The sequence below is a fragment of the Gracilimonas mengyeensis genome (assembly GCF_900182705.1).
GTDB classification, from domain to species: domain Bacteria; phylum Bacteroidota; class Rhodothermia; order Balneolales; family Balneolaceae; genus Gracilimonas; species Gracilimonas mengyeensis.
The window spans coordinates 1-5,544 of the sequence record NZ_FXTP01000026.1 but is presented as its reverse complement, the minus strand read 5'-3'; the positions used below and the strand labels follow the sequence as shown (position 1 = coordinate 5,544).

Below are 5,544 nucleotides of genomic sequence, written 5' to 3'. Positions count from 1 at the left end.
GTTCTTAGACATATTGAAGTATAGATCAGATTGTTTGTGCGAGCGAGAGCTTGTTCAATTTCTTGATGCAAATTTTTTGCATTTTAAAATGACCAAGAGCGTAGGGTCAGCTCACAGAGTATATATATTTTTTTATTTACAATGGAGAGTTTGATCCTGGCTCAGGACGAACGCTGGCGGCGGGCTTAACACATGCAAGTCGAAGGAGAAGGTAGGTGCTTGCACCTACTGGAGACTGGCGGACGGGTGAGTAACGCGTAGATAACCTGCCTATACCAGGGGGATAACATTCCGAAAGGGATGCTAATACCGCATAATGCAGCGGGGCCGCATGGCCACAGTTGTTAAGGGGCTTCGGCCCGGGTATAGAGGGGTCTGCGTGCTATTAGTTAGTTGGTGAGGTAACGGCTCACCAAGGCGATGATAGCTAGGGGGTCTGAGAGGATGATCCCCCACACTGGGACTGAGACACGGCCCAGACTCCTACGGGAGGCAGCAGTGAGGAATCTTGCGCAATGGGGGAAACCCTGACGCAGCCACGCCGCGTGCCGGAAGACGGCCCTATGGGTTGTAAACGGCTTTTGAATGAGAAGAACGTCCGGGTTTCGACCTGGAGTGACGGTATCATTCGAATAAGCACCGGCTAACTCCGTGCCAGCAGCCGCGGTAATACGGAGGGTGCAAGCGTTGTCCGGAATCATTGGGTGTAAAGGGTGCGTAGGCGGGAGCCTAAGTCTGTGGTGAAATCTTGCCGCTTAACGGTAAAATTGCCATGGATACTGGGTTTCTTGAGTACAGAAGAGGCCGGTGGAATTCGTAGTGTAGCGGTGAAATGCATAGATATTACGAAGAACACCAGTGGCGAAGGCGGCCGGCTGGGCTGTAACTGACGCTGAGGCACGAAAGCGTGGGGAGCGAACAGGATTAGATACCCTGGTAGTCCACGCTGTAAACGATGTATGCTAGTTGTTGGCTCTTCGGAGCCAGTGACGCAGTTAACGCAGTAAGCATACCACCTGGGGAGTACGTCGGCAACGATGAAACTCAAAGGAATTGACGGGGGCCCGCACAAGCGGTGGAGCATGTGGCTTAATTCGATGCAACGCGAGGAACCTTACCTGGGCTAAATCCATAGTGCTACCTCCCGAAAAGGAGGGTCCCTTCGGGGCGCTATGGAAGGTGCTGCATGGCTGTCGTCAGCTCGTGCCGTGAGGTGTTGCCTTAAGTGGCGCAACGAGCGCAACCCCTGTGGTTAGTTACCAGCACGTAATGGTGGGGACTCTAGCCAGACTGCCTACGCAAGTAGTGAGGAAGGTGGGGACGACGTCAAGTCATCATGGCCCTTACGTCCAGGGCTGCACACGTGCTACAATGGATGATACAATGGGTAGCCACTGCGCGAGCAGGAGCAAATCCACAAAGTCATTCTCAGTTCGGATTGGAGTCTGCAACTCGACTCCATGAAGGTGGAATCGCTAGTAATCGCGTATCAGCAATGACGCGGTGAATACGTTCCCGGGCCTTGTACACACCGCCCGTCAAGCGATGGAAGTCAGGAGTACCTGATGTCGCTCCAGTAAGGGGTGCCTAGGGTAAGCCTGGTAACTGGCGCTAAGTCGTAACAAGGTAGCCGTACCGGAAGGTGCGGCTGGATCACCTCCTTTCAAGGAGAGCGTCCCTGCAATATTGGGACTACGACGCTACGCATCGCTCGTGGCAAACAATCTGATCTGTACTTTTTTTAAGACTGTGTACCCGGCGGGTTTCCGCTCGCCGCAGCCGGTTCATGCCGCCTGCAGCCGAGGCCCGCAATAAAGGGGGCTTGTAGCTCAGGTGGTTAGAGCGCACGCCTGATAAGCGTGAGGTCGGAGGTTCAAGTCCTCCCAAGCCCACAAGACTACGGGGCTATAGCTCAGCTGGCTAGAGCACCTGCTTTGCAAGCAGGGGGTCCGGGGTTCGAATCCCCGTAGCTCCACAGTGATATTAGATAAGATAATAGTTCTTTATTTTTTTGTTGAAGGTGTTGTTGAGCGGTTGGTATAACCCATGGCATCTTTATCCAAACGATTGTATTTGCGCGGCGGCTATTTGGCCGGCGGGCGCGTTTTCCGCGGCGACACGCGGAGTTCTTTGACATGATGAAAGCAATAGTAATAGTAGATAGAGTCAGCATGCTTTCGAGCATGATGACTTATTAGTAGGCTATTTGTTCTTTCGAGGGCAAGTAGACTACGCCAAGGTAGCCGGATGCGGTTCGTCCCACATCCGGCCCACAATTAAACCTTAATAGCAATGAAGCTCATGTGTGGCGGCCAGTCCAGCGGACTGTGCAAGCCATATAATAGAAGCACGTTAAGGGCACACGGTGGATGCCTAGGCATACAGAGGCGATGAAGGACGTGTAAAGCTGCGATAAGCTGCGGGGAGCTGCATACGAGCAATGATCCGCGGATGTCCGAATGGGGCAACCCATCCATCTTTGATGGATACTCCTACGGGAGAGCATACGAGGGGAACTGAAACATCTAAGTACCCTCAGGAAGAGAAAACAATCAAGTGATTTTCCTAGTAGCGGCGAGCGAACGGGAAGCAGTCCAAACCAAGGTCCTACGGGATCTTGGGGTAGTAGGACCTGCATAATTGCTACAAACTTAAGTCGAAACTGCCTGGAAAGCAGTCCCACAGAAGGTGAAAGGCCTGTAGGCGTACGGCGAGTAGTGAGGCGGGTATCCTGAGTAGCGCGGGGCAGGTGAAACTCTGCGTGAATTTGCCGGCACCATCCGGTAAGGCTAAATACATCTGTATGACCGATAGTGAACCAGTACCGTGAGGGAAAGGTGAAAAGAACGCCGAGAAGGCGAGTGAAATAGTACCTGAAACCGTGTGCTTACAAGCGGTCGGAGGTCCTTCGGGACTGACGGCGTGCCTTTTGTATAATGAGCCTACGAGTTGCTCCTGTTGTGCGAGGTTAAGCCCCTAAGGGGCGCAGCCGCAGCGAAAGCGAGTCTGAATAGGGCGTGCAGTACAGCGGGGCAGACGCGAAACCAAGTGATCTATCCATGGTCAGGGTGAAGTGGGGGTAAAACCCCATGGAGGCCCGAACCGCCTGACGTTGAAAAGTCATCGGATGAACTGTGGATAGGGGTGAAAGGCCAATCAAACTTGGAAATAGCTCGTACTCCCTGAAATATATTTAGGTATAGCGTCTGGTTTTGTTCTTCCGGAGGTAGAGCACTGATTAGGCTAGGGCCCTTCACCGGGTACCAACCCTAGACAAACTCCGAATACCGGTAAGAAGCCACCAGGCAGTCAGTGGCAGGGTGATAACGTCCTGTCGCGAGAGGGAAAGAACCCAGACCACCAGCTAAGGCCCCCAAATGTATGTTAAGTTGAACAAAGAAAGTTGGGTTGCCCAGACAACTAGGAGGTTGGCTTAGAAGCAGCCATTCCTTTAAAGAGTGCGTAATAGCTCACTAGTTAAGCGGCCCGGCGTCGATAATACACGGGCATTAAACATACTGCCGAAGCTGTGGGAACTAATAGTTCGGTAAGGGAGCATTCCAGTAGCGCAGAAGTCGAAACGCGAGTTTTGGTGGAGCTGCTGGAAGCGAAACTGTAGGCATGAGTAACGATAAGACGGGCGAGAAACCCGTCCACCAAAAACCCAAGGGTTCCTGATCAACGCTAATCGGATCAGGGTTAGTCGAGACCTAAGGTGTAGCCGAAAGGCGAAGCCGATGGCAAACCGGTTCAATATTCCGGTACCGACTGTAACGCTAGGCTAAGGCGTGACGCAGAAGTGACACTCCCGCGTGCTGACGAATGCACGTTAAAGGGCGTAGGCCGGTGAGTAGGCAAATCCGCTCACCATTAAGGCTGAACCCCGACAGTACCCAGAGGCTGCGGCCAACGGGATAGTGGAGGTAATCATGCTGCCGAGAAAAGCGTCGTAGTTTGTTACAGCTGCTCGTACCCCAAACCGACACAGGTGGGTGAGGAGAGTATCCTAAGGTGCTCGAGTAATTCATGGCTAAGGAACTAGGCAAATTCGATCCGTAACTTCGGGAGAAGGATCCCCTGACTTTGTCAGGGCGCAGTGAAAAGGCCCAAACGACTGTTTACCAAAAACACATACCTCTGCTAAGCCGCAAGGCGATGTATAGGGGTTGACACCTGCCCGGTGCCGGAAGGTTAAAGAAGGGAGTTAGCTTCGGCGAAGCTTCCAACTGAAGCCCCGGTAAACGGCGGCCGTAACTATAACGGTCCTAAGGTAGCGAAATTCCTTGTCGGGTAAGTTCCGACCTGCACGAATGGTGTAACGATTTGGGCACTGTCTCAGCCATGAGCTCGGTGAAATTGTGGTATCGGTGATGACGCCGATTACCCGCAGCGGGACGAAAAGACCCCGTGAACCTTTACTACAACTTTACATTGGCTTTACCGGACGCATGTGTAGCATAGGCGGGAGACCCAGAACCCTGATCGCCAGGTTGGGGGGAGTCGCCCAGTGAAATACCGCCCTTGTGTCAGGTGAATTCTAACCGTGGGGCAACCGCGGAACAGTGTATGGTGGGTAGTTTGACTGGGGCGGTCGCCTCCTAAAGAGTAACGGAGGCTCCCAAAGGTACCCTCAGCACGGTCGGCAATCGTGCGCAGCGTGTAAAAGCATAAGGGTGCTTGACTGCAAGACACACAGGTCGAGCAGGAACGAAAGTTGGGTTTAGTGATCCGGTGGCACCGCATGGAAGGGCCATCGCTCAAAGGATAAAAGGTACTCCGGGGATAACAGGCTTATCTCCCCCAAGAGTTCACATCGACGGGGAGGTTTGGCACCTCGATGTCGGCTCATCGCATCCTGGGGCTGGAGAAGGTCCCAAGGGTTTGGCTGTTCGCCAATTAAAGCGGTACGCGAGCTGGGTTCAGAACGTCGTGAGACAGTTCGGTCTCTATCTGCTGTGGGCGTAGGAATATTGCGGAGAGCTGCTCCTAGTACGAGAGGACCGGAGTGGACGCACCGCTAGTGTACCTGTTGTGTGGTCGCATGCATCGCAGGGTAGCTATGTGCGGAAGTGATAAGCCGCTGAATGCATCTAAGCGCGAAGCACGCTCCAAGATAAGTATTCCCTAAGAGCCTCCTGGAAGACGACCAGGTAGATAGGCGACAGGTGTACGCATGGTGACATGTTTAGCCGAGTCGTACTAATCAGGCCACAGGCTTCCTTTATATGGTTTGCACAGGCGCTGTAAGCGCCGTCAACAAACCAGCTAAAGTTGCTACAGTATAGATACGCTCTATACACCAATATCTGCCGGTTACTATTGCCGGCTTCCCACCTGGGAAGCCCATCATGTCAAAGAACATCTCTTTTTAGTTCTACCATTTTTTGGAAGGTGACTATAGCGCAAGGGCTCCACCCGTTCCCATCCCGAACACGGCCGTTAAGCCTTGCAGCGCCGATGGTACTGCTTACGCGGTAGAGTAGGTCGTCGCCTCCTTCCTTTTTGTACCCCACAAGCCCCGGATCAACATCCGGGGCTTTTTTT

The 5,544-nt window shown here is 53.1% G+C and carries 2 tRNA genes and 3 rRNA genes; all 5 read left to right on the top strand.

The window, feature by feature from the left end:
* Positions 1-138: 138 nt before the first annotated feature.
* A 16S ribosomal RNA gene (locus FN815_RS18725) occupies positions 139-1,664 on the top strand.
* Between the two features lie 154 nt (positions 1,665-1,818).
* Positions 1,819-1,892 (top strand) — tRNA-Ile (locus FN815_RS18720).
* Between the two features lie 9 nt (positions 1,893-1,901).
* A tRNA-Ala gene (locus tag FN815_RS18715) sits at positions 1,902-1,975 on the top strand.
* Between the two features lie 366 nt (positions 1,976-2,341).
* A 23S ribosomal RNA gene (locus FN815_RS18710) occupies positions 2,342-5,224 on the top strand.
* Between the two features lie 163 nt (positions 5,225-5,387).
* Positions 5,388-5,496, top strand: a 5S ribosomal RNA gene (rrf, locus tag FN815_RS18705).
* Together the 16S, 23S and 5S rRNA genes with 2 tRNA genes alongside form the textbook arrangement of a ribosomal RNA operon.
* Positions 5,497-5,544 lie beyond the last annotated feature (48 nt).